Source organism: Nocardiopsis sp. N85 (assembly GCF_028882275.1).
GTDB classification, from domain to species: Bacteria; Actinomycetota; Actinomycetes; order Streptosporangiales; family Streptosporangiaceae; genus Nocardiopsis; species Nocardiopsis lambiniae.
Genome location: NZ_JARBUT010000001.1, coordinates 219,051 through 242,549, shown reverse-complemented (window position 1 = coordinate 242,549; position 23,499 = coordinate 219,051). Strand labels below are relative to the sequence as shown.

The 23,499-nt window shown below is 71.2% G+C and carries 17 protein-coding genes; 10 read left to right on the top strand and 7 right to left on the bottom strand.

The window, feature by feature from the left end:
* The 5 genes from PWG71_RS00980 to PWG71_RS00960 form a co-directional block, all read right to left on the bottom strand.
* Entirely contained in the window at positions 1-3,459 is a 3,459-nt protein-coding gene (locus PWG71_RS00980; RefSeq protein WP_274807529.1) for a DNA/RNA non-specific endonuclease, read from the bottom strand.
* A 74-nt stretch (positions 3,460-3,533) separates the two neighbouring features.
* Positions 3,534-3,914, bottom strand: a complete 381-nt coding sequence (locus tag PWG71_RS00975; RefSeq protein ID WP_274807528.1) for a DUF6507 family protein — start codon at positions 3,912-3,914, stop codon at positions 3,534-3,536.
* Positions 3,915-4,901: 987 nt separating this feature from the next.
* Complete coding sequence (locus PWG71_RS00970; protein ID WP_274807527.1) at positions 4,902-5,798, bottom strand: hypothetical protein; 897 nt, start codon at positions 5,796-5,798, stop codon at positions 4,902-4,904.
* Positions 5,799-6,256: 458 nt separating this feature from the next.
* Entirely contained in the window at positions 6,257-6,730 is a 474-nt protein-coding gene (locus tag PWG71_RS00965; protein WP_274808097.1) for an NUDIX hydrolase, read from the bottom strand.
* Positions 6,731-6,867: 137 nt separating this feature from the next.
* Positions 6,868-8,301: a plasmid pRiA4b ORF-3 family protein gene (locus tag PWG71_RS00960; protein WP_274807526.1), complete on the bottom strand. Its 1,434-nt coding sequence runs from the start codon at positions 8,299-8,301 to the stop codon at positions 6,868-6,870.
* Between the two features lie 366 nt (positions 8,302-8,667).
* On the opposite strand from PWG71_RS00960, the gene PWG71_RS00955 reads away from it, so the two are divergent.
* The 3 genes from PWG71_RS00955 (at position 8,668) to PWG71_RS00945 (ending at position 13,935) form a co-directional block, all read left to right on the top strand.
* Positions 8,668-8,895 carry a hypothetical protein gene (locus PWG71_RS00955; protein WP_274807525.1) on the top strand — a complete coding sequence of 76 codons (228 nt, stop codon included), beginning with the start codon at positions 8,668-8,670 and terminating at the stop codon, positions 8,893-8,895.
* Between the two features lie 136 nt (positions 8,896-9,031).
* A complete protein-coding gene (locus PWG71_RS00950; protein WP_274807524.1) occupies positions 9,032-10,276 on the top strand; it encodes a metallophosphoesterase family protein in 1,245 nt (414 codons plus the stop codon).
* Positions 10,273-13,935 carry a YhaN family protein gene (locus tag PWG71_RS00945; protein WP_274807523.1) on the top strand — a complete coding sequence of 1,221 codons (3,663 nt, stop codon included), beginning with the start codon at positions 10,273-10,275 and terminating at the stop codon, positions 13,933-13,935. Before PWG71_RS00950 ends, PWG71_RS00945 begins: the two co-directional genes overlap by 4 nt.
* Before the next feature lie 521 nt (positions 13,936-14,456).
* On the opposite strand, the gene PWG71_RS00940 is transcribed toward PWG71_RS00945, so the two are convergent.
* Entirely contained in the window at positions 14,457-14,942 is a 486-nt protein-coding gene (locus PWG71_RS00940) for a hypothetical protein (protein ID WP_274807522.1), read from the bottom strand.
* 107 nt (positions 14,943-15,049) lie between these two features.
* On the opposite strand from PWG71_RS00940, the gene PWG71_RS00935 reads away from it, so the two are divergent.
* The 6 genes from PWG71_RS00935 (at position 15,050) to PWG71_RS00910 (ending at position 21,310) form a co-directional block, all read left to right on the top strand.
* Positions 15,050-16,096 carry an AraC family transcriptional regulator gene (locus PWG71_RS00935; protein ID WP_274807521.1) on the top strand — a complete coding sequence of 349 codons (1,047 nt, stop codon included), beginning with the start codon at positions 15,050-15,052 and terminating at the stop codon, positions 16,094-16,096.
* A 285-nt stretch (positions 16,097-16,381) separates the two neighbouring features.
* On the top strand, positions 16,382-17,464 hold the full coding sequence (locus tag PWG71_RS00930; protein WP_274807520.1) for an ABC transporter substrate-binding protein: 1,083 nt from the start codon (positions 16,382-16,384) through the stop codon (positions 17,462-17,464).
* Positions 17,461-19,206 carry an ABC transporter permease gene (locus PWG71_RS00925; protein WP_274807519.1) on the top strand — a complete coding sequence of 582 codons (1,746 nt, stop codon included), beginning with the start codon at positions 17,461-17,463 and terminating at the stop codon, positions 19,204-19,206. The genes PWG71_RS00930 and PWG71_RS00925 overlap by 4 nt, the downstream gene beginning before the upstream one ends.
* Positions 19,203-20,375 (top strand): ABC transporter ATP-binding protein, encoded by a 1,173-nt coding sequence (locus PWG71_RS00920; RefSeq protein ID WP_274807518.1) that lies wholly within the window; start codon positions 19,203-19,205, stop codon positions 20,373-20,375. The genes PWG71_RS00925 and PWG71_RS00920 overlap by 4 nt, the downstream gene beginning before the upstream one ends.
* The gene (locus tag PWG71_RS00915) at positions 20,359-20,835 is read left to right on the top strand and encodes a cob(I)yrinic acid a,c-diamide adenosyltransferase (RefSeq protein ID WP_274808096.1); all 477 of its coding nucleotides are present in this window, start codon (positions 20,359-20,361) and stop codon (positions 20,833-20,835) included. The genes PWG71_RS00920 and PWG71_RS00915 overlap by 17 nt, the downstream gene beginning before the upstream one ends.
* Positions 20,836-20,914: 79 nt before the next feature.
* Positions 20,915-21,310 carry an NUDIX hydrolase gene (locus PWG71_RS00910; RefSeq protein ID WP_274807517.1) on the top strand — a complete coding sequence of 132 codons (396 nt, stop codon included), beginning with the start codon at positions 20,915-20,917 and terminating at the stop codon, positions 21,308-21,310.
* A 290-nt stretch (positions 21,311-21,600) separates the two neighbouring features.
* On the opposite strand, the gene PWG71_RS00905 is transcribed toward PWG71_RS00910, so the two are convergent.
* A complete protein-coding gene (locus PWG71_RS00905) occupies positions 21,601-21,744 on the bottom strand; it encodes a hypothetical protein (protein WP_274807516.1) in 144 nt (47 codons plus the stop codon).
* A gap of 768 nt (positions 21,745-22,512) precedes the next feature.
* On the opposite strand from PWG71_RS00905, the gene PWG71_RS00900 reads away from it, so the two are divergent.
* The gene (locus tag PWG71_RS00900; RefSeq protein ID WP_274807515.1) at positions 22,513-23,472 is read left to right on the top strand and encodes a hypothetical protein; all 960 of its coding nucleotides are present in this window, start codon (positions 22,513-22,515) and stop codon (positions 23,470-23,472) included.
* Positions 23,473-23,499: the final 27 nt, after the last annotated feature.

Sequence of the window (23,499 nt, the reverse complement as noted above, 5' to 3'; positions counted from 1 at the left end):
TTATCTTAAGGTCCGACTAGGGTGATTATCGTACCGCAGCTTCGCTTGGTCAATTCCATTAAGGCGCCAGTCTATCACAATTCTCGCAGGCGGAGCCCCAAAGTAATTCATCCCTGCGGGGCGATTTCTCTCGTAATTTCTGGCGTGGCTGGTTAGATCTGAGCGGTGCTGATATTCGTGCCTTTCATATTCTGGAAGGCTGTCGTCATATTCAACTTCCATGCGAAATGTGATTCGGGGGTCTTCCCCGGCGAGACTCAACCAAGGAGCTGTGAGGGCTGGCTTCCCTCCCGGCTGCCGCTCCGCGTAAGCTGTGTTATAAGCCCTACCGAGAGTCCCTTCGTCTTTCTTGAGGATCCCGTTCCAAAGATATTCAAGACGACCCCAGTTCTCGTAGAAATCCCGACTCTGGCCAGGGTGGTTCAAGGACTTGAGCATCGGGATGATGTTGATCCTCTCACCGGGACCACCGAACATGTTGCTCGCGACCAGGTGTCCGCCCTGCCAACTGGCTTCATCATATTTATATTCCGTGTCATCGCGCTTGTTGTACTCGCTGAAGTAGTTCCTGCCCTCATGGCCGATGGGTGTCTGTTCGTTGTTCCTCGACTCCCTTCCCGTCCTGAGCTCGCCCTCGATGGAGATCGTCCTGGACTTGTCATCCGTCCCATAGACGAACTGCCCACCCGTCTTCGGATGGTCAACGTAGTACATCGCGTTCGGCCTGGGGTAGACGAGCTCGGGATTTCCATCGGCACTCGATGAGGACCGCGTTTCAACATGGACGATGCGGCCATCGGCGTCTGTGATGAAAACGCCTCTCCCCTCCACCCGGTACAGGGTGTGTGGGTCGAGCTTGACCTCCTCCCCATCCTCGCCTGTCCCGAACCGCTGTCTTTCTCCAGGATAACGGGAGTCTCCCACATCGATCGTCTGCGTGTGCTCGTACGAAGGACGGTGCGCAGCACCGTTATAGGGATTGCGTTCTCGCCACCAGTTCAATGCGCTCTCAGCGACCCTGTCCAGACCGGACAGGTCGTCACCCGTTCTAAAACCTGACTCGGGCTCGGGGATCCCCCAGTTCTCCCACAGCTCGAATCCGCCATCGGCTTCAGGGTCCCCCCAAGGCGAGATGTCGTCCGCGCCGTTCCTCTCGGAGGTCCCTTCGTACTGATCGTTGTTCCACAGTTGAGGATCGCGAGAGCGGTACGGCACACCCTCTTCCATCAGACGGGCCTTGACGTACTCGTGTGCGACCAGGTTGCGGAAGGCAGCGCTCTCGGAGGCGTTCAAAGTGCCCGTCTCCGCCTTGCGCCACAGCTCGGCGACTTGTTCCACCGGCGCGAAGCGACCCGTTCGCTGACGCCCGTCCGGCGGAGAGGGAACATCGACATGCTCGCGGAGGAACAGGTGCTGCTTGACCTCGTAGATCACGTCCCGGTTCAAGCCGGTGTTCTCGGAGATATGGTCGACGTCGCCGTCGTTAGCGCGGATTTCACCGTACTGCTTCAGTGCCCAGGCGTTCTGTGGGACGTCGACATAGCGGTTACCCTCACCATCGAAATAGGTACCGGTCTCGTCCCGATATCCCAAATCGACGCGGTGGTTATCGGAGTCATAGAACCCATCCCCGGCTTCCATGTTGGCCCGGGGGTTACCCACATCGGCGATTCCGCCGGATCTCTGGACGTACTCCGGTGGTTGCTGCTCCGGAGTGCCCGGACCGTTCGGCAGTCCGCCTCCATCTCCGCCTGTACTGATACTGGTGCGACCATGTCCGGGCCTGGAGCCGGGGCCGGAGTCGGGGTCCACGGTAATGGTGCCGCCGTTGGGGGTGTCCGGGGAGCCGCCGCCACTACCGATGCTGTTGGTGATGGTTGTGTCGTGGTGGGCGGTGATCTCGTTGCCCGCGCTGTCGACCTCGACCCGCCGGCCGTCCTGGGCCTCGATGCGGGGCGGGTCGGTCTCGTAGCGCTGCACCGGGGTGTCGTTGACCGAGGACACGTCATCGGGTACCTGCCCGGTGACCCAGAGGCCCTGTTCCTCGCGCAGCCCTTCCTCCAGACCGCTACGGGAGCGCGGATCGATACCGTCGAGGAACCCCTGGCCCGCGGCCAACTCGGCGGCGGTCGGATCAGCGGGCCGCTCCGCATCGGCCGCGCCGTCACCCGAGGGGGACCGGGGGTCCTGATCGCGCAGGGCCTCCAACCCGGTGATCAGCGCCCGCAGCTTCTCCGGGTCGAACCCGAACGCCCGCAGCGTGTCCTCGTCCACGGAGATCACCGGGGTGGCCTGGCCGGAACCACCACCCGAACCCCCCGAGCCCCCGTGGCGTCCGGAGGCCGCGTTGTCGATCAGTTCCCGCACGGCGCCGGTGAGACCGTTGTGACCACCGCCGAGCCCGTCCAGGATCTTCAACCCCTTGTAGGCCAGCAGCGGCACCCCCACCACCGCCCCCACACCGGTCGAGGACAGCGCCACACCCGCCGCGATCGTGCCCACGTTGAGCAGCGCGGTCGTGATCACGTACGCGGGCCGCTCCTCCCACTCCTGCCACGGCACGATGGCGTGCGCCGCCTCCACCGCCGTGTCCCACGCGATCTCGCGGCTGCGCTCCCAGCTCTGGAACCCCCAGTGGTCGATCTCGGCGTCGTACAACCCCACCGCGGCGCCCGCGCCCTGGACCACACCCCACCAGTGGGCCTCGACGTTGGTCCCCCACTCGAAGTCCCACCCCCCGGCCCCGTGCATCCCGACCATGCCGCCGGCGTTCTCCAGGATCCCGCCGCCGAAGTCCCAGGCCGCGTGCTGGACGTCCCAGAACCAGTAGTGGTCGACACCGACCTCGGGTTCGCCCCAGGCGTTCTCCAGCTCCTCGGTGATCTCGGTGAACCCGTAGGCGATCTCACCCCCGCGCAGCCGGGTGGACCCGTCCGGGTTCACGGCCGTGTACCGGCGTGCGCTGAACAGCGCGACGATGGCGTTGGCGCACTCGGCCTCGGCGGCCATGAAGTCGTTCTGGATGCGGATCTTCTCGGAGTTGATCCGCGAGTACTCGGTGTACTCCTCGCTCTCCTGCCCCAGCAGGGTGCCCTTGGCCCAGTCCTCGTCGTCGGCGACCCGCGCGTTGAAGCGGCGCGCGTCCCCTTGCAACGCCCACGCCTGACGACGGAGCTCGCGGGCGCGTTCGGCGAAGGTGGTCAACGCGGTGGCCGCCGTGCCCAGGGCGCCGTCCACCTCCCCGGCGTCCTCGGGGACCGCGTCCACCGCCGAGAACAGGAGCTCGGCCTCGGGGGCGCTGTAGCAGGAGGACAGTCCCGCCCAGGCGGTGTGGATGTCGGCCGCGCCCTCGACGATGTCGGCGCCATCGCCCTTGAGATCGCCGGCGGTGTACTCCAGGCGGTCCGGGTCGGTGGCGGGGACGAAGAACGTGCTCGGGTCGAAGGGTGCTGTGCCCACAGGTCACCGCTCCAGGGGGTGTGGGGGTGGGGTCGGGTGCTCGGGGTCCGGGAGCGGGGCGGGGGCCGGCGGGGTCAGTGGTAGAGGGGTTGGTGGCCCGAACCCGCGCTCGGGGTGGCCTCGGTGGCCGGTTCCTTGGCGGCGTTGGCCTGGGCCTCGGCGGCCATCTCCAGGTTCCCCTCCATGTAGTGGGTGGTGGCCTCATAGGCTCCCTCGACCGCCCGCAGGGTGGTACCGGCCATGTCGCCGAGCACGCCGAAGTAGTGCTCGGCGAACCGTCCCAGGGCATCGGAGACGATGCCGCTACCGCATTCCTCCACGGCGTTGCCCAGATGGGTCTCCAGCTGGGACAGCTCCCGGGTCAGCCCGCCGGTGCCCTCCTCATCGCCCAGATGGCCCAAGGTCGCCTCCAACACACCGCCGACCCGCGCGGGATCGATATCCCACGAACTCATCGGACTCCCTTCCTTACTCCCGAGAACCGCTCGGTGTGAAATCCTCCGAACGTTCGTGGACCATCGACGTGACCGATTCCGGCCATTTCCCGTTGTGCAGGAACGGGAGCCGTCACCGCACGGAACGGCAACGGGCGAAGTGGACCGAAGGGCCTGGTCAGGTTACTTTTCAGGGGGTTTGCGCCACCTCGGGGCCGCTCGGTCCGACAAACGGCCGGACCACGCGGCCGGGTCGTGCGGAGAGCGGCCCCCTGTCGGCGCAAGGGCTTCGGGACGAGCTTCTCTTCGTCACCGGAACCCCGTTCCATCAGGCCGGATCTCACCCGTTCACCCCTTCTGCGCATTTCACCGCGATAAGTGATTCCTGTTGCCTCTTCAGGCGTATTATGCCGAACGGTGGGGACAGAGGGTGACCGGGGCCGTGCGCACGGCGGTCCTGTCGTGATGCCATGGAACTCGGTTGCCTTGTCCGGATCCATGTGCCCTATCCGGTCATGACCTGGCCGACCAGCCGGGGCCGGGGGTGTGCGTTCTCAGCCGGAACGTGAGAATTTCGGGGCTCTGACGCACCCGTGAGGGTGCACCAGGGCGGCGGAGGTGATGCACCCGGAGGGTGGACGGGGGCTGGTGCAACGCGGGAGAACCGGGAGCCGGGGGCAACGGGGTGACGGGCAGCGTCAGGGCCTGTGGGTTCTCGGGTTCGGGCAGGTCGGCGGGCTGACGCTGGGTGATCCGATTCCCGTCACTCACCCCAGAGGCTTGAGCCCCTGAACAGCGCGAACGCGCAGAGGTCAGGGGCTTTCGCGTGTCCGGGGGTGCACCGGCGGGTGCACGGCCCCGATTTTCCACCGGTTGAGTGCGCACCGCCCATCCCGTCACTCACCGATGCGGCGGGGGTGCACGCCTGTGCACCCCCGCCCCGACATGCACCGCCCCCTGGATCCAGTTCCCGCAGGTGCGCCGGCATACGCTGACGTCTCCGCGTACTCACAGCCTCCGGGGGGCATCGAGCGAGGTCACCGGATAGCAGTACCAGCCGCGGATCGTCTCGCCAGCGGGCGCGGGAAGAACTTTGTTGATCCGACCACGCTTGTTAGCCACGACCCGCCAGGACATCTCGGAGCCATGGCGGTCGACAAGACTGAGGTGATCTCGCACAGCGGATCGAGTGGTGTCCGCGTTGAGGACGGCATCCAGGCCTTTGAGACGGATCCGTACGTGTGGCCGTCCGCCGTAGGAATCAACATCGCCGATCGTCGCCTGCTCAGATTGGGCCAGCCGGCCTGAGAGGGTCTGGAAGAGCTCGTGTCCCGCGTCCAGGACCAAGCCCGATGACAGAAACCCGTCCGAGGTGAGGTCGACCGCCGACCGCCGCTGGTTGGCCAGCGGTTCGAAGTCGGTATCCGCGAGATGGTTACGGAGCCAGTCGGCGAGTTCCGCCTTGAAGGTCTTGGGGACACCGAAGCTACTCCGCAGGTTCGTCGACCAGCCGAGAAAGGTGATACCGGCGTCGGTACCGCGCACAAGGGCGCAGGTTGTGCGACCCATGGGGATGAGGCCCACCTCCGTCAGGGACAATGACCCGAAGGGTTGGTCGCTGAGCTGGTCGATGACGCCTCGACCGTTGAGAAGGACGAGCCGCACCCGGCTGTGCTCCAACTGGGCGTGCAGGTACCGGACACCCTCGATCAACAGGGCTCGACGCGCTTTCGGGTCGGAAATGCCGCCCCAGACCGGGTCAGTGGCCCACTGGACGAGGTCGAGGTGGCAGGCCGTCCCGTTCCCGTAGCCGTCACCCACTGCGCTTTGCAGAAGCTCGTTCAAAGGCTCGAACCAGGTGTTGTACGGATTGCGGTGAAAGTAGCCGGCACAATCGGCGAGCACGCGGCCACCTGGTCGTCATCGAGGCGATCGAGCCGCTGGGCTTGGATCGACTCCAGTGTGGCCAGCCGGCGCTGCTCCCCACGCAACAGCGCCCCCCGCGTTGAGGAACTCCCTTTTACCGGGGTTGATGCCCAGTGTCGCAACCACGGCGCGCTGCGCGTCCCCGAAGGAGACCACCGACGTACCCCCCTCAACGACCGGCGCACCCGTCGGCGGCAGGCGTCGCACCATCGCGCTGAGATGGTCGGCACGGGGCGAGCGCGCAGGGCTCATAGCGTCATTCTCCAGGAACCGACCTGCGAAATCGAGACATCACGACTTCCAGGGAAAACGGGACTCCAGCACATGCGGATCACCGTCTCCGTCCTCACCTGCCGCTCCTCACCGCAGCGCACGAATCGCAACCGCCATGGTGCCCCGGGCTGCCCCGAGGATGCGTCGGCCCTGGAGTACCGGCCTCATGACGTCCTTCCGTCCTCGTGTTCCAGAAGGGCGACCAGGCCGTGGAGATCGTCCCGGACGAATTCCGCGAGCGACGGCGGCAGGAGCCGGACGGTGGCCAGGGCATCGCGCGTGGCGGGAACGCGGACCACGTCGTAGGTTCCCCGCCCGGGGTCGTCGAACTCCGGTCCCGTGCGGGCGGAGAGGTCCATCGAGACCAGCCGGGCGACGAAGACGTACTGGAGCCTGACACCGCCGGGCACCTCCTCGGTGAGGAGGAGGACCTGTCGGACCCGTTCGATCCGGCCGCCGAGCTCTTCGGACACCTCACGCCGCAGAGCCGCCTCGACGCTTTCGTCCTCCGGTTCGATTCCTCCTCCGGCAGTGGTCCAATACGGCTCCTGGCCGGGCCTGGTGCGTTTGATGAGCACCAGTCGCCCTTCGCCGTCGAAGAGGAGCGCGCGGGCACTCCGTTTGACGATGTCCTTCATGACCACCGGTTCTCGGTTTCGACGTGCCATGTCCGAGGGCTCCGTCCGGGCAGCGGGCTTCTCGTCCTCGTCTTCACCGTCTTCACTGTTCATCGAAGGCTTCGGCATGCACCGGCTTCGGACCCCGCCGATGGTACTCACCCCTCTCGGGGCCAGTTCCGGAGCGCGGCGCGGGCGAACAGCCTCCCCTCAGGCGTCGGACGAGCATCCATGCCCCGCCCCGTCAACGCCCCGAGGAAGGTGAGCACGGAGTGGGAGTCACCGCACAGGCCGAACACCGCCCCGGGAGACAGGGCCCTGTCCGTGGCGGAGTGGTCCCGCCACCCCAGTGCGGTCAGGGCCCGGCCCGTGGTCGCGAGGACGTCGCCGTCTCCCCCGGCCAATGCGAGCAGTGACAACAGTCCGCCGTGACTGTAGGCGGCCCTGCCCTCGTCCGCGGGCATCCTCTCCGCAAGGTGAGTCCACAGGGCGACCGGGTCCCCGCCCGTCTTCCGCCCGGCCGGGGTCCGCATGAGTCTCCCCCGGTAGCGGCGCAGCAGCTTCATCCGCTGGGCCGTCTCACGGAACACGCGGACGGGCGCGGTCTGGTCCTCGCGGTTGAGCTTGCCGATCCAGTCGCCGCGCAGGCCGAGCACGTCGGCGGCGGCCTCCACGTCAGCGGGCTTGAGGTATCCCGCCTGGGTGAGCGGCAGTCCTTCGGTACCCGCGCGGTCGAGCAGCCAGGCGTAGGGCGCGACCATACGGCGGGCGGTGTCCTCGTCGACCTCCGCCGACGTGTCCAGCCCGGCACGGTCGACCAGGGCGGACAGCAGCCTCTCGGCCTCCGGTCCGGCGTAGGCGGCGTCGATGAGGAGATCGGCGACCGGGCCCGGAAGGCGCGCTCCCGCGTTCTCCCCGGAAGACCGCCGCTCCTCCCCGGCCGGGCCGGGCTCGGGGAACAGCCGTCGCAGCCCCTCGTTCACCTTGTCCCTGTCGAACGGCTTCGGCGCCCGATAAGAGGGGTCGTCGTCCTCCCCGAACTCGGCGCGGTATTCGGCCACCGCCTCGGCGTGCTCCGGGTGCCCGGGGTCGTTGACCGCCTCCCAGAACTCGTACTGGAACGGACCGCCGGAGTCGTCCACGGGTGACGGGCGTCGCCCGTCCACACACCGCGCCCTGGGTGTGTCCGCCGTCAGCGGAGCGATGCCCCGGAGGGTGAGGGACAGTTCCCAGTCGTCGCCGAAGTCGTACAGGTAGAGGAGCCGGTCGCCCTCGTGTTCCAGGACCTCGTCGAGCCTGACCTGCTGCTCGGCGAGTCCTCGCTGGCCCTCGTCCACGTCGTAGGGGGACAGGAAGTGCGCCGTGTTCCGGTCGTAGAAGCGCTTGCCTCCCCTGCCGAACTTGTGCAGGTGGCCGTCGTCCCAGCCGAACACGGTCTGGAGGACGTCGTGCACATCGTCCAGGTACAGGTCGGAGGCGAGTTCCACGCGCCGCCACAGCGGGGGCGAGGTGTGGACGAGTTCGGCCCGGACCGTGTAGAGGACGGGCTCGCCGCGCTGGGGGAACAGGGTCGGTGTGGTGGAAGCGTACATGGCCGTGACGTTACCGGCCGGGTGCGGGCCGTGCGGGGCGTTCGGCCGACTCGTGGGGACGCCCTTCGTGAGGAACGCCCACGCTCGCCGCCGACCCTGGAGACGCACGGGCTGAGGGGAGGGATCTCGTACCGCTCGGAAGAGGCACCATGATCGCTCCGGCCCTCAAGTGCGCCCTGCGCCACCTCCGAGCGATGAAGTCCTGTCGGGCCCGCCGAGACCGATCCCCTCGGGTTCGCCCGCTGGAGTGAGCAGGTAGCCGGGGTCCTGGAAGCGATCTCTCTCCTCGACGGGCTCACCGTCCGGGCCGTCGGTGTCGAGCGCCGCGTCACCGGCGAGTGGGACCTGCCGGAGAACTCCCCGTACGTGTACTTCGACGTCCGGTTCGGCAACGCCACCGGCAGCCCCGTCGACCTCACCCACCTCTCCGTCCACCGCCAGGTCGGCGAGAAGGGCCGCACCGCCACCGCCGGCCATGGCTGCGCCCCGCCCGAGGAGGACTCCCACCTCCAGGTCGAACTGACGCTCAGCGACCGGGAGGAGTCGGACGACCACGTGCGCGAGACCGTCCACTCCGTCGGCGACGTCGCCTGACACGGAACCGTTCCGGACCCGCCTCCTCGGCGGGGCCGGAACACCACCCGAAGGCACCTGCGATTCGGGGAAAACGGAGTGGACGCAGTGGCCCCTGTGAAACCCTGTAATCCGCCCCCTGAGGAGGAGACCCCTCGTGAAACTCCTGCACGCCGCGGACCTGCACATCGACAGCCCCCTGCGCGGCCTGGACCGCTACCCCGGCGCCCCCGCCGAGCACCTGCGCAACGCCACCCGCACCGCCGTGGACAACCTCGTCGACCTGGCCCTGGAGGAAGGGGTCACCGCGGTCCTGCTGGCCGGGGACATCTACGACGGGTCGTGGCGGGACGTCAACACCGGCCTGTACTTCACGAAGCAGATGCGCCGACTGCGCGAGGCCGACATCCGGGTCTTCATGATCTCCGGCAACCACGACGCCGAGAACAAGATGACCATGAAGCTGACGCTTCCCGACAACGTGCACCTCTTCCCGTCCGAGAAGGCCGGTAGCTCCGTCCACGAGGACCTGGGGCTGGCGGTGCACGGGCAGAGCTTCGCCCAGGCGAAGGTGACCGACGACCTGGCCGCGGGGTACCGTCCGGCGGCTCCGGGGTTGTTCAACGTGGGTCTGCTGCACACCTCGCTGAACGGCCGTCCCGGACACGACCGCTACGCCCCGTGCAACCTGGAACAGCTCGTCGACCACGGCTACGACTACTGGGCGCTGGGCCACATCCACAAGCGCGAGGTCGTGCACGGGGACGGCGTGCACGTGGTCTTCCCCGGCAACACCCAGGGGCGGCACGCCGGTGAGACCGGCGACAAGGGCTGCACCCTGATCACGGTGGACGGCGCGGGGGCGGTCGAGGGTCTGGAGCACCGCGACCTGGACACCGCCGCGCGCTGGCACGAGGTGCGGGTGGACATGACCGGCGCACTCGACCTGGACGACGCCTGCCACCTGGTCGAGCGGGATTTGCAGCGCCGAGTGACCGACCACGCCGTGGACGGCCGCGTGGACGCGGTGCGGGTGGTCGCCGTCGGCGCCGGCGAGGCGCACTCGGCCCTGCTCACCCGGCGGGAGGAGTTCACCGCCGAGGTCCGGGGGCTCAGTCAGGACTACCCGTCGGTGTGGATCGAGAAGGTCCGCGTCGACACCTCGCGCCCGCGCGAGCGGGTCGCCTCCGAGCAGTTCGCCGGGCTCGTCGCGGACGTGCGCGAGGAGGCCGCGCGGCTGGCCGACGACCCCGAGCGGGTGCGGGAGGTCCTCGCCGGCGCCGGCCTCCGGGGAAGGCTCCCGGCCGAGGTCCGCACGTCCTTCGAGGAGGACGGGTGGGCCGAGCGCATGGCCGGCGGCGCGGCGGACCTGCTGGTGGCGATGCTGGAGGAGTCCCGATGAGGATCGAACACCTGGACCTGACCGCCTTCGGCCCGTTCACCGACCTGTCCCTGAACCTGTCGGGCCCCGGAGTCCACCTGGTCTACGGGCCCAACGAGGCCGGGAAGACGTCCGCGCTGGCCGCCCTGCGGTCGCTGCTCTACGGCATACCGCACAGGACGCCGTTCGGTTTCCTGCACGGTATGTCCAAGCTGAGACTGGGCGCGGCGCTGGGCAACGGTTCCGGCGAGACCCTGGAGGTCGTCCGGCACAAGCGGAACAGGAACCCGCTGACCGCACCCGACGGGACCCCCGTCTCCGAGGGGGAGCTGCTGGGGTTCCTCAACGGCGTCACCGAGGAGGTCTTCACCACCGTCTTCGCGCTGACCCTCGCCGAACTCCAACGGGGCGGAAAGAACCTGATCCGGGGTGAGGGGGACATCGGCCAGGCCCTGTACTCGGCCCGGTCCGGACAGGACACGGCGGCCGTCCTCAAGGCCCTGGAGGAGCGTCAGCGGGAGCTGTACCTGCGCACCGGCTCCGTTCGACTGCTGAACACCGCGCTGAGCGAGTACAAGAGGATCGCCGCCGAGCGCACCCGGGCGTCGACGGCGACCGAGGAGTTCCTGCGCCTCCAGGACGCCGTGCGAAACGAGGAGAAGGTCTTCTGGGAGGAGGACGACCGGCTCAAGGAGAAAGAGGCCGCGTATCACCACTGGAAGTCCCTGAAGTCGGCGCTGCCCTCCCTGCGCACCCGGCGCCGGGCCTTGGACGACCTTGCGGAGATCACCTCCCGGGGCCCGTTGGCCGACGCGCACGCCGGGGAGCTTCTGGACGGGTTGGAGAAAGACCTCGACCTGGGTGAACAGCAGCGCGAGCGGGAGGAGGAGTCGCTGGCGGCGCACCTCCGCGAGCTGGCGGAACTGCACGTCGACGAACGGCTGTCGAGGGTGCGGGAGGACGCCGACGCCCTGGTCCGGTCCGTGGAGGCGGTCGAGGAAGCGGCACTGGAGCTGACCGAGCGCACCCGGCGGGCCGGGGAGCATCGGGCCCGGGCCGAGCGGCTGCTGCGGAGTGTCCGCCCCGGCGCGGACCTTGACGACTCCGGTGTCCCGCGGGTGGCCGAACCGACCGCCGAACGCCTCGTCGAACTGGCCAGGGCCCACCCCGGCCTGCGAACCCGGGTCGACGACGCTCGCCGCCAGGCCCACGACCAGGCGCGGGCGCTGGACCGTGCCCGTGCCGACCTCGCGGACCTCCCCGAGGGTGTGGAGGGGGACGCGCTGGCGAGCGTGGTCGCGGAGTTCCCCTCCGCCCTCGTCGCGGACCTGGAACGGGCGTACGCCGAGGAGGCGAAGGCGGCGGCGCGGTTCGACGCCCTGGTGGCGGAATTCGGCCGGGAGGCCGAAGCCGCGGTGGGGGACCTGCTGTCCGCCGCCGTGCCAGACAAGGCGGGGGTCTCCGCCCACCGGGACCGGTCGACCCGGCACACCGCCGAGGTGGAGAACGCCGAGTCGGCACTCACCAAGGCGAGCCGGGAGCTGAGCCGTGCCCGGGGGAAACTGGAATCGCTGCGCGCCCAGGAGGACCCTCCCACCGTCGGTGAACTCCAGCGCGCCCGGCAGGAGCGGGACGGGCTGTGGCGGCGGATCCGGGAGGGGGACGCCGAGAACGGGCTCGCCCTGGACTTCCAGAGCGCTTTGGTGAAGGCGGACCGGCTCGCGGACCGGCTCCGCGACTCCGCGAAGGCGGTCGCCGACCGCCTGACCCTGGAGAACAAGGTCCGCGAACTGGAGCAGGACCTGTGCGAGCGCGGTGAGGACCTCGACGCCCTCACCACCCGGGGAACGGAGCTGGAGCGGGAATGGGAGGCGATGTGGCCCGCCGTCGGAGTCCCCGCGCCCGCCCCGAACGAGGCCGGGGCCGTCTTGGACCGCCTGGACGAGTTTCGCGCGCTGCACGGCGAGCGCGACGAGCGGCGGCGGTCGCTGGCGGTGCTGGAAGAGTCGGCCCTGACCCTGACGGGGCAGCTCGTCGACCTGCTCACCGACGCGGACGCCCCGGTGGAGCCCCTGGACGTGCGGCCGCGGACCGGGGCCGCCGCCGTCGTGGTCCTTCCGCAGTTGAAGGCCCTGGCCCAGGAGGAGATCGACCGCCGCCAACAGGTCGCGCAGAAGAATGCGACCGCGCAGGCCCTGGTCGGGGCAGCGGAGAAGGATCTGGAGAAGGCGCTCGGCGAGCGGGAACGGGCGGAGGAAGAGGAGGCCGCGTGGTCCCGGGAGTGGGACGGGGCCGCCACCGCCGCGGGGTTCGCCCCCGGCGCGGACCCCGAGGAGGTGCGCGCCGGCCTGGACCTGCTGAAGGACGCCGCCGCGGTGTGGGACCAGGCCCTCACGGAGGAACACGAGGCCGACCGGGCGAGGCAGCGGATCGCGGAGTTCGACCTGCGCCTGGCCGCGGTCTTCGACACGTGCGGCCGTGTGCCGTCGCCGGAGCGCACCGAGCGCGTCCTGGCTCTGGAGGAGCTTCACCGCGAGGCGGAGGCGAACGCCGCCACCGCCAAGAAGCGCGAGGAGCTGGCGGACACCGTCGCGGCGGATGAGGCCGCACTCGTCCGGTCTCGCGCGGCACGGGACGCGGCACGGGAGAGGTTGGACGCCCTGCTGGCCGAGAACGGTGTCGACGCCCCGGCCGGGCTGCGCGAGGCGGTCTCCCGGGCCCGCGAGGCGGAGAAGGCGCGCGACCGCGTCCGCCAGGCCGAGGAACAGCTCGCCGAGCACGGCGAGGTCGAGGCCCTGGAGGAGCGGGCGCGGCACCTCACCGACGCCGAGATCGCGGGCCGTGTCGAACAGGCCACGCGGGACCTGGCGGAGGTGCGGGGGCGGCGCGACCGGGCCACCGTCCGGCACGCCGACGCGCGCAACGCCCTGGCCCGGATCGACGGCACCGCCGAAGCGGCCCGACTGGCCGAGGAGGAGGCCGCCCTCACGGAGCGGATCGCCGACCAGGCCGAGGAGTACGTCAAGGTGACGCTCGCCCGGCGGATGCTGCTGGACCGGATGGAGGAGTACCGCAAGCACAGCCAGGACCCGGTCCTGCGCAGGGCCGAGGAGTTGTTCGCGTTCCTGACCCTGGGGGAGTTCCCCCGCCTGCGGCCGGACCTGGACGAGAACGGCGTCAACGTCCTGCGGGTGGAGCGCCGCAACGGGGACACCGTGAACATCGGGGGGCTGAGCGAGGGCACCGCCGACCAGCTGTACCTGGCGCTGCGGCTGGCCTCCCTGGACCACTACGCCGAGGCCGGGCAGACCATGCCGTTCATCGTGGACGACGTGTTCATGACCTTCGACGACGAGCGCGGTGCGGCGGCGCTACAGGTCCTGGACGGGATGTCCGACCGCTTTCAGGTGGTGGTGTTCACCCACCACGCCCACCTCGCCGACCTGGCCGAGCGGTCCCTGCCGTCGGGCCGGGCCCACGTGCACGAACTGCTCCGGTACACGCCTGCGGCGCGCGGCGGGGCGGACGGGGCCGCCCTTCCGGAGGCGGCCTCCGAGGAGGTGTCCGGACGCCGTGCTCCCGGGGGGTCGGGGGAACGGATCTGCAAGAGCTGCGAAGAGCCGTTCACCCACACCGGGCGAGGACGTCCCCCCGTCCGCTGCCCGGACTGCCGGGGGTGACGGTGCCCGGCCCCCGAGCGGCGCGTTCTCGCCGTTCGGGGGCGCTTCAGCGCCCGTGCCGCAGTGTCGCGCGGGCGAACGCCCTGCCCCGCGCGGTCGGCACGGTGCCCCGGCCGGGAGAGGCCCTGGACCGGCCGTGAACACCACCCACGCCTCGTGCATGGCGTCCCAGGCGGTCGAGGGGTCCATCGGAAGACGGCCGTCCCCGACCCGCCGCCCCAGGCCGTTCAGGACGGCGGCGACCTCGCCGGGCACGTCCCGGCTTCCGGCCGCCACCAGCGGAACCACCCGGTGGGCGCACACCGCCCATCCCGTCACTCATGCCCCGAGGGGGGATGCACGCGGGCGTGCACCGACCGCGCCTCCGATCGCTACCGCGCCCGCTCTGGTCGGCGGAAAAGGTCCGAGGACGCCGGGCCGAGGCCGGGGCGGCGCGGGGCACCGAGCGGCACCGCGGCCTCGGTGGGGATCACCGACCCGTCCCGCCGCCCGGACGACGTGTCACCGATCCTTCGGCCGGGTCACCCTCTCCTCCGACGTGGGATCCACCGCTCGCCCGGTACGCCGGTCTCGGCCGGTGCCCCGCGCCAGGGCTCGCGGCGTCGGATCAGGTCGCCGACCAGGGCGCGCCAGGGGATGATGACGACGAACGGGACCGCGAAGGCGCAGGCGAACAGCGTCTCGGTGACCTCCGGGGTCAGGGCGTCACGCGACCACAGCGGCACCGCGACCACGAGCACCCAGATCGCCTTCCACAGCACCTCGAACACGAGCAGGGCGACCATCCGCACCGGTGCGAAGAGCCCGGCGATCGCGAGGAGTTGCAGGGCGCACAGCACGGCGTCGAAGGCCCCGTCGATGACGGGACGGTCGAGCCCGGACGTCAGCAGGCGCGGCCAGGCGGTGAGTCCGAGCCCGACCACCAGGAGCAGGTGACAGGCGCGCAGCAGGTTGCGGCGCAGGGGCGTGATCGTGTCGGCCGTCGCCGACGTGGTGGAAGCGTTCATGCGGCCAGTCTTGTCACCGCGCTCCGGGGCCGGAATGATCTGCGGTGTCAGGATCCCTGATCCTGCGGGTCAGGGTTCTCCCGGGCCCCGTCGCGAGGAGGAGCGAGGTGCAGCGGGCCACGATCGCGGCCGGTCTCGTCGCCGGGCTGTTCACCTACGCCGAGCGGCACGGTGCCGACGCGGACGCGCTCGCCACGGCCTCGGGTCTGTCCCGTGAGCGGCTGCGCGACCCGGACGCGCGCGTCCCGTTGCCGCGCTACCTGGAACTCGTGCGCGCCGCACGCGTCGCCCTCGACGACGACGCCCTGGCGCTCCACTACGGGGCCGAGGTCGCGATGGCCGACGTGTCGATCGTGGGTCTGGTCATGGAGGCCGCCCCCGATATGGCCGCCGCCCTGCGGCAGCTCCAGCGGTACGGACGTCTCGCGCTTGAGATCGACGCGGGTGACGGCGGTCCGCGATTCGAGCTCGAACGCCTCGGGGACCGTCTGCTGCTGGTCGAGCACCGGCCCGTGGGACCCGGCACCGAGCTGTCCGAGGAAGCGGTCGCACGTCTGGTCTGCGGTCCACGGCGGTTCCTGGACCGTCCCCACGTACTGCGCGTGCGCCTCACCCGTGGGACGCCGGAGTGCGCGGCCGAGTACGAGCGCGTGCTGGGGTGTCCGGTCCGGTTCGGTGCCCGGCGGACCGAGATCGAACTCCACCCCGAGGTGGGTTCCTGGCCGGTGGCGCGGCACCCCCGCTACGTCTTCGGCGTCCTGCGGGAGAAGGGGGACGCGCTGCTGGCCCGGCGTCCGCCGCCGGAGAGCTTCCGTGAGCGGGTCGAGGAGGTCGTGCGCACGGTGGTGCACGAGGGGGATCTCGGCGCGGACGCGGTGGCGGCCCGGCTTCATTGCAGCCGCTCGACGTTGTCCCGCCGGCTGCGCGCGGAGGGGACCGGTTTTCGTCAGGTCGTCGACGACGTGCGCCGCGACCTCGCGATCGCCTACCTGCGGGCGGGCCGGACCTCCGTGGGCGAGGTCGCCTACCTCGTGGGGTTCTCGGACGCCGCCTCCTTCTCGCGGACGTTCCGGCGCTGGACGGGGCAGCCGCCCGGACGGTTCCGGGAGGGCGTGGCGGGTGCGGCGTCGGCCGCTCGGCGTCCCCCCGCCTGAGCCGTCCCGTCGCGACCGGCGCGCCCTCGCCACCCTCTCCCGCTCCCTGGCCGCGCCCCGGCCGGTCCCCGGGCCGGGAGCAGTGGGCCCCTTCCCGCCGGAGGCCGCGCACGAGGATGAACAACGGGTGAACCACGGGCCGCCGGATCCTCCTCGCAGGCACGGGACGTCGTCGGATCGTCGCCTCGGACTCGTACGGGGGACGGTCGGCGCGGGCGTTCCGTTCAGGACCGTCGGCCAAGGTGAGGCGTGCCGGACGGTCATCCCCCGAGAGGAACCACCACCATGTCCCACACCGAACGCACCGCCGCCGCCACCCTGGCCGGCCTCCTCGCGCTCGGCCTGAGCGCCTGCGCCCCGGGCGGGCAGGCCGCCGAGACGAACGGCGCCGACCTGCTCCCCTCCTCCGAGTGCGCCGTGGAGGACGGAGCCCTGCGCGTCTACCTCAACCCCTGGGGCTCCACCCTCAGCGACCGTTTCACGGCGGACACCGGTGTCACCACCGAGATCGCCGACCTGGGCGGTGGCGAGATCCTCGCCCGGATCGCGGCGGAGGCCAACAACCCGCAGTGGGACGTGGTCGTCCTCGACGGCCACGGCAGCCTGGAGTCGCTGCGTGAACAGGGCGCCCTGCTGAGCGGTCACCCGCTGGAGAACCTGGGCAACCTCGACGAGGACGGCGCGGCCCTGGCCCCGGAGGACGGGTCCTGGGTGCCGATCAGCCGACACGCGGCCGCCGTCATCGCCTACAACACCGACCGGATCGACCCGGACGAGGCGCCGGGCCGCTGGTCCGACCTGGCGGATCCCGCCTACGCGCCGATCGGCATGGCCGATCCCGCCGTCGCGGCGCCGGCCTACCCGATCGTCTCCTGGTTCTTCCAGGACCTCGGCCGCGATGAGGCGGAGGACTACTTCGGGACGCTGATCGACAACGGTCTCAACACCTACGAGAAGAACGGCCCGGTGGGACAGGCCCTGGCCTCCGGCGAGGTCCCGGTGGCCGCGCTCCAGGAGCAGAACGTGTACGGCCTCATCGACTCCGGCGAACCCGTCGACTTCGTGTGGCCGGAGGAGGGCGCCCCGGGTGTGGTCCGGGCGGCGGCCATCAGCGAGCGGACCCCGCGCCCCTGCGCGGCGCAGAAACTCGTGGACTGGCTGCTCACCCCGGAGGCCATGGGCCACCTCATGGCCGAGGGCGGTGACGACGGGATCATCAGCCCGCTCGTGTCGGGGACGGACACGTCGAGCCTGCCGGAGACCCGTCCCGAGGACGGGGAGCTGCTCATCACCGACGCGGTCTTCGCCGCCGAGAACGAGGCGGACGTCAAGAACTGGTTCGCCGAGCGGTCGGTCCAGGGCCGGTGACGCCCCTCCTGGAGCGTCGGCGGGCGAAGGCCGGTCCCCGACCGACGCGGCGCGTCTCCCCGGAGAACGCCCTGGGCTGGTTCATCCTCGCCGTCCTGTTCGTCCTCGTCGGGGCGCCCCTGCTGTTCGTCCTCGCCCAGGGGGTGGCCCCCGGCCTGGGTCTGGCCCGTGACTGGAGCGTGCGGCCGGAACTCCTGGGCGAGATCGCGCGGCGACCGCTGTGGCAGACGAGCCTGGTGAACTCGCTGACCCTGGCCACCGGCGCGATGCTGCTCGGCGGCGCGCTCGGGACGGGGCTGGCCCTGCTGCGCCACACGGTCGCCTTCCCCGGGGCGCGGCTGCTCGACGTGGCCGCCTGGGCCCTCCTGGTGAGCCCGTCCTTCGTGCTGGCCCAGGGCTGGGTGCTCTTCGCGTCGCCGAGCGGGGTGGCGGTGGGCACCCTGGGGGTGGATCCGTCGTCCCTCGTCTTCTCGCCGGCCGGACTCGTGGTCATCACGAGCCTCATCAAGTACCCGTTCGCCTACCTGGCCACGTCGGCGGCCCTGCACTGGGACGACGGCTCCTACCGGCAGGCCGCCGCCCTGGCGGGGGCGCGCCCGTGGACGGTCCTGCGCACGGTGCGGATCCCGCTGCTGACCCCGGCCGTGGCCTCCGGGGCCATCCTGGTCTTCGTCGACGTGCTCGGTGACTTCGGACTGCCCGCCGCGCTCTCCGCGGCCTACTCCTACCCGACGCTGCCGTACTCGATCTACGCCTCGGTGCGCCAGAGCCCGGTCAGCTTCGAGCTCGGCGGGGTCCTGTCGTTCTACCTGGTGGCCATCATCGGCGCGGCGATCCTGCTCTACATCCGGATCCTGCGCGGCTCGCGCTATGACTTCCTCACCGGAGCGGCCACCCGGGTCCCGCCGCCGCCCGCGCGGTACCCGTGGCTCTGGTCCGGCCTCACCGCCCTCGTCCTGGCGATCACGTTCGGGGTGCCCCTGGGCACCTCCCTCCAGGTCTCCTTCAGTCGGACCCTGCACGGCGGCCCCGTGCCGGACAACCTCACGCTGGAGCACTACGCGGACATCTTCTCGGCGGGTTCGAGGATGTCCGAGGGCATCGTCAACTCGCTGACGATCGCGCTGGCCGCGGCCTCCGTCACCACGGTCCTGGCGTTCCTCATCGGCGTGGTGCTCACCTTCACGGGCTTTCGCGCCCGCTTCCTCATCGATGTCGCGGGCACCGTGACCCTCGCGATCCCGGGCATCGTCCTGGCCGTCGGCTACATCTTCCTGTGGAACCAGCCGTTCCTCGCGGGTGTGGGCCTGGGCCTGTACGGACGGGCGGAACTGCTCGTCCTGGCGGGGACGGCCACCGCGCTGCCCATCGCCGTGCGCCTGCAACTGGGAGCCCTCGCGCAGGTACCGGCGAGCCTGCTGAACGCGGCGGCGCTGAGCGGGGCACGCTTCCCCACCCGGCTGCGCACCGTGCTGGCGCCCCTGATCGCACCGGCGCTCGTCTCGGCCTTCGCGGCCGTGCTCGCCTCCGGGATCTTCGATCTGGCGGCGACCACGATGCTCGCGCCGCCCTCCTTCACGACGCTGCCGGTCGAGATCCTGGCGGAGTACGACCGTGGCCGGTACGGCTACGCGACGGCGGGCGCCGTCGTCAGCGCGGTGCTCGTGATGGTGCTCGCCGCCGTGTCATCCGTCATCGGCCGCCGGCTCCTCGGCGGCCCTACCCACGGGAGTGGAGCATGATCGACCAACGGCATACGGCGCCGCTGAGGCTGCGCGGGCTCGGTATGCGGTACGGGACCGGGGCGTGGGCGCTGCGCGGTGTCGACACGACGGTCCCGGCGGGCCGGACCCTCGCCGTGCTCGGTCCCTCGGGTTGCGGCAAGTCGACCCTGTTGCGGCTGGTCGCCGGGCTGGAGACGCCCGGGGAGGGGGAGGTGCTGCTCGGTGACCGCGTCCTCTCGGCACCCGGTTCTACCGTGTCCCCCGAGTTCCGTGACATGGGGATGGTCTTCCAGGACTACGCGCTGTGGCCGCATCTGCGGGTGCGCGACATCATCGGCTACGGGTTGCGCCACGGGGTGCACCGGACCTCGGCGGGAGAGCGCGGTTCCCGGGTGGCGGAACTCGTGGAGTTCCTGCGCCTGGACGGTCTGGAGGACCGCCGGCCCGCCGAGCTCTCCGGTGGCCAGCGACAGCGGGTGGCGATCGCCCGCGCCCTGGCCACCCGTCCCCGGCTGCTGCTCTTCGACGAGCCGCTGTCCAATCTCGACTCCCAGCTGCGCGGGGAGATGCGCGAGGAACTCGCCCTCCTGCTGCGCCGCCTGGGCACCACGGCCCTGTACGTCACGCACGACGTGAGCGAGGCCCTCGCCCTGGCCGACCGGGTCCTGGTCCTGCACGAGGGCCGCACGGTCCAGGACGCCTCCCCCGAGGAGGTCTTCGGACGCCCGGCGAGTGGCTGGGTGGCCGACCTGGCCGGTTTCTCCTCACGGATCGAGCCCGACGCCGTCACCGTCGAGGACGGCCGCGCGGTGGCGACGGTGGGGGGATCGCGGTTCGTCGGCCGTGACTGCGGCGAGGACGTGGGGGGCGGCGGACCCGCGGCGTACCTGCATCCGGAGGCGGTGCGGCTCGGCGAAGGGCCGGACGCCCTGCCCGCCGTGGTCGTGTCGAGCGTCTTCGAGGGCCGCCACCACCGGGTGCGGGTGCGGGTCGGCTCGGCGGGGACCGTCCTGCTCCACTCCGTCTCCCCACAGCGGCCCGGTGACCGGGTGGGTCTGGAGATCGAACCCGATGGGGCGGTCATCTTCGGCGGGGCGGCGGAGCCTCACCCGTTAGGATCGGCGCGTGCGACACAGAACCAGGTCGGCGGCCCCGAGGAGCGGCATCGTGATGCTCTTCAACGGTGAGGGGTGGGGCAAGAGCTCGGCCGCCCTGGGGTACGCGGTGAGATCCGCCGGCCACGGCTGGCCGACCACGTTCGTCCAGTTCGTCAAGGGCGGCGCCTGGAACGCCGCGGAGGCCGCCGTGAGCGCCACCGCCGGTATCCGCTGGCCCGTCTTCGCCCCCGGTCTCACCTGGGGGGCGGAGGACCCGCGCGCGCTCTGCGACCGGGCGTGGGCGGCGGCCGTGGAATCCCTGCGCTCCGATCCGCCGGGGCTCGTCGTCCTCGACGAGATCACCCACGCCGTCGAGCACGGATGGTTGGAGGCCGCCACGGTCGCCGAGGAGATCCGCGGCCGGCACCCCCTCACGAGCGTCATCCTCACCGGACGCGAGGCCCCCGAACCGCTGTGCGCGGTGGCCGACACCATCACCGGTTTCACACTCGTCAAGCACGAGTCCAAGAAGGGCATCCTCGACCCCTGACGGGGCCCCTCCCCCACTTCACCCGAAACCCCAGGGCCCGGAACCGCCGCGGCCCTGCCGACCATGCCACGAGGACACCGTGAACGCATCCCTGACCGCCGCGGGTGGTCTCATCAGCCGACCGGGGGACTCCGGACCGGAGTTCGTCGTCATCCACCGCCCCCGGTACGACGACTGGTCGTTCCCCAAGGGCAAGGTCGATCCCGGCGAGACCCTGGAACAGACCGCCCTGCGCGAAGTGTGGGAGGAGACGGCGCTGCGCTGCCGGCTCGGCCGGCGGCTCGGCTCCATGAGCTACCCCGGCAAGGTCGTGCACTACTGGTCCATGACCGTCGAGGAGGCCGACGTGTTCGAGCCGTCGGAGGAGGTCGACGCCGTGCGCTGGGTCCCGGCCTCGGAGGCGGAATCACTGCTCAGTCACCCTCAGGACCGCGAACTGCTCGGCCTCTTCCTGTCGCTGCGAGCCGTCGAGTGAGGGGCGGGAGGGGTCGCGCACCGGGGCGGGGGTGGTGACACGACCCTCGGAGGAGGCGTCGGCGTCGGCGTCGGCGTCGATGATCGTGCGGTCGGGCCGGTGCCCGACGCTCGGACCCGCCGGGTCGCAGAGCCGCAGGCGCGACGGCGCGGTCGGTCCGGTGGGCGCGTCGGCGAAGGACGCCGGCGCGCCCACGCGCGTCCGGCGGCTCCGCGCGCACGGAACCGGTCGGGTCGTGTTCTCGGGAGCCGGGCCCCGCGCGGCGGCGCCCTGGGAGCCCGGGCACGCCGTCAGCGCCGCTCCGTGGGCACGGGGCCGCCGCGACGTGCCGGGGCCGCGATGACCTCGCCGATCGGCCGACCCACGGGGGCGTCGGTGACGAGACCGCCGATGGCCGCGGCGAGGAGGAGGTGGCCGAGGATCTCGTCCGGCACACGCGGGAGCCCCGCGTAGGCGGCTCCGAGGAGGGGTGTTCGGCGACGATCCGCTCCGCGGTCGTCGCCCGGCGGGGCCGTTCCCTCGGGTCCTCGCCGGCGGAACGAGGGTCCTCGGCGGCGGCGAGGCCGATCGCGAGGGGGCCGTGGCGTTGGCCGGCACCGGCGCGGTCACGGTGTCGTGGCCGCGACGTTCCGGTGCCTCCCTCCGCCATGGGCGGGGCCGCCCCGGAGGTGCCGCGGGGAAGACCGCCTGGAGGTGGTCGGCCGGTTCCGGGTGGGCGAGGACGGAACGGCGCGGTCGCGCGCTGCACCCGATCGGGTGCGCCTCGATCGCGGCCCCCGGGGCGTCGGTGAGGGTGAGTCCGGTGAGCAGGCCCTCCCCGACCGGCTGCTCCGGAACCCGGCGCCGGGGCCGGGGTCCGGGGCCCGCCACCTGGAGGCCGGTCATACGGAAGAGCCGTTCCAGACCCACCGAAACGAACCTGGCCACCAGGTTCACCTCGATGAGCGCCCCCGGTTCCCCCCACGCGAAATGCGCGGTAGCCGCCCCCTGGCACCGGGTGCGTCCCACTGTCGGCCTTGTGACCTGCGATAACGACGGGGCACGTGAGCCGTGGACGCCCAGGCTCCCCCATCGCGCGGTGTTCACACGGCGACACAGGCGAACTTTGTGTGCCCACACCCTTACAGAATGTCGTACCACTCGTGCATACTCCCTACCGTCGGACCCCTCACCGACGGCTCTCTCCCCCTTGAAAGGGTCACGTGACTTCCCCGAGCGCCCTCCCCGAATCCGCAGACGAGTTCATCATCGCCCTCGACCAAGAGATCCGGACCGTCCTCGGAGACTCCCTGTCGCACGGTGGAAAACTCTCCTTGACGGACGGACGGCGGCTGCGCCCCGGGGGCGACTCCCCCCACGAGTACGTGTTCTCCTGTGAGCGCCGGCGGGCGCCGTTCGGGCCGACCGGATTCCTCGTCCGCCGTCCCGGTTCCTGCGGGCCGTGGCATCCGGCGGAGGCCGCCCTGACCTCGACCGGGAGGGTGCACGTGGTCACCGAGGCCGACCTGGGGTCCTTCCCCGGCGATGTCCTCCTGCGCGAGGACCGGGTCCTCGTGCCCGAGCCGAGCGGGTCCGGGTCCGCTCCCCACCCGAGGGAGCTCGATCCGGAGATCATCGGTGAGCGGCTCGGGGCGGGGTTGCGCGCACGCGCCGAGGAGTTGGTGCGGATCCTCGCGGCGGCGCGGAGGCAGACGGCCGTCCGCGACCGGACGGCCCGGGCCCGGGCCCGGGTGAACAGGGCGCGGGCCGCGGCGGAGCGGATCGTCGATGAGGTCGCCCTCCATGAGGCGGAGGCGAACCGGGCGCGGAGGGCGCTGGAGCGGGTGGAGGCGGCCCTGTGGCTGCTCGACCGTTCTCCCGCACCGTTCACCGCGCGGGTCCGTGCCCTCGGGGAGCGGGCACGGGAGCTGCGGTCGGTCCGGGACGCCGCCCTGGGGGAGTGGCACGACGCCGTCGTCCGCCTCACCGAGGCGGACCGGACGGTCGCCGCCAAGGCCCGGGAGCGCGACCACGCGATCGAGGAGGCCCGGTGCGTTCCCCCCTCGGAGGTCCTCGCGGCGCGCATCATCCGGGCCGAGTGGGAACTGGAGCGGATCCTGCGCATGGGGGCGATGTCGTCCGTTCCCGCGTGCCCGTGCCCCCGCAGCGACCGGGCGGCCTGAGACCGGGCGCCCGGTCCCCGGAGCCTC

Excerpts from the sequence above, each read along its gene's own strand:
- PWG71_RS00975 (WP_274807528.1), bottom strand. The coding sequence starts at position 3,914 with ATGAGTTCGTGGGATATCGATCCCGCGCGGGTCGGCGGTGTGTTGGAG.
- PWG71_RS00965 (WP_274808097.1), bottom strand. The coding sequence starts at position 6,730 with ATGAAGGACATCGTCAAACGGAGTGCCCGCGCGCTCCTCTTCGACGGC.
- PWG71_RS00960 (WP_274807526.1), bottom strand. The coding sequence starts at position 8,301 with ATGTACGCTTCCACCACACCGACCCTGTTCCCCCAGCGCGGCGAGCCC.
- PWG71_RS00945 (WP_274807523.1), top strand. The coding sequence starts at position 10,273 with ATGAGGATCGAACACCTGGACCTGACCGCCTTCGGCCCGTTCACCGAC.
- PWG71_RS00940 (WP_274807522.1), bottom strand. The coding sequence starts at position 14,942 with ATGAACGCTTCCACCACGTCGGCGACGGCCGACACGATCACGCCCCTG.
- PWG71_RS00930 (WP_274807520.1), top strand. The coding sequence starts at position 16,382 with ATGTCCCACACCGAACGCACCGCCGCCGCCACCCTGGCCGGCCTCCTC.
- PWG71_RS00920 (WP_274807518.1), top strand. The coding sequence starts at position 19,203 with ATGATCGACCAACGGCATACGGCGCCGCTGAGGCTGCGCGGGCTCGGT.
- PWG71_RS00915 (WP_274808096.1), top strand. The coding sequence starts at position 20,359 with ATGCTCTTCAACGGTGAGGGGTGGGGCAAGAGCTCGGCCGCCCTGGGG.